This is a genomic window from Frankia sp. CeRuru1, from assembly GCF_977966315.1.
Genome location: NZ_CDWWEW010000333.1, coordinates 1 through 686 on the forward strand (window position 1 = coordinate 1; position 686 = coordinate 686).

Annotated in this window: 1 protein-coding gene; it reads right to left on the reverse strand. The window is 74.1% G+C overall.

What is annotated here, in order from left to right:
- Positions 1–10: 10 nt before the first annotated feature.
- The coding region (locus tag AC08OP_RS19510; protein ID WP_476615502.1) for a lipopolysaccharide biosynthesis protein at positions 11–686 on the reverse strand (676 nt) is incomplete at its 5' end.

The following is a 686-nucleotide window of genomic DNA, read 5'->3' on the forward strand; positions in this document are numbered from 1 at the left end:
GAGGAACTCCTCACACCCGGGCCGGGACCCCCTCGCCGGGCTGGGGGTCGGGTAGTCCCACGCCCCCCGCCGGCCGCCGGTGCGTCTCGGCGGCCCGCGCCGCCCGGCGGTCGGTGTGATGCAGCTGGACCACGAGCAGGCCGACCGCGAGCGCGGTCACCGACTCGGCGGCGAGCGCGGCGGTGGCCGTGGCCATCGATCCGCCGCCGGCCGAGACGAGCGCCCCAGCCGTCGCCACGGTGGCGACGGCGAGCACGCCGACGACCCGGCGCACCCCGGCGCCGAGCAGGTACGTGGTGAACATCAGGGTGACGGCCAGCAGGGTCATGCTCAGCGCGAGCACCGACAGCGCGGAGGCGGCGTCGGTGAGATGCGCCCCGAAGACGAGTCCGATCAACCACTTCGCCGCAAACAGACCGAGCCCGGCGAGGAAGAGCCCGGGAGCGACGACGAAGACCAGCGCCACGACCAACGTGCCCCCGGCGGGGCGTCCCTCCTTGCGCCGTCGTGCCGCCTCGGGCAGCAGGAAGTTCGCGACCGCCAGCCCGATGAAGACCGGTACCTTGCAGGCCGTCGAGATCGCCGCGTAGCCGCCGACCCCGGAGGACCCCAGCCAGCCGACGATGACGACGTCCATATTCTGCAGCAGGGCAAGGGGGATCAGCGCGCCGAGGGCGACGGTGGTG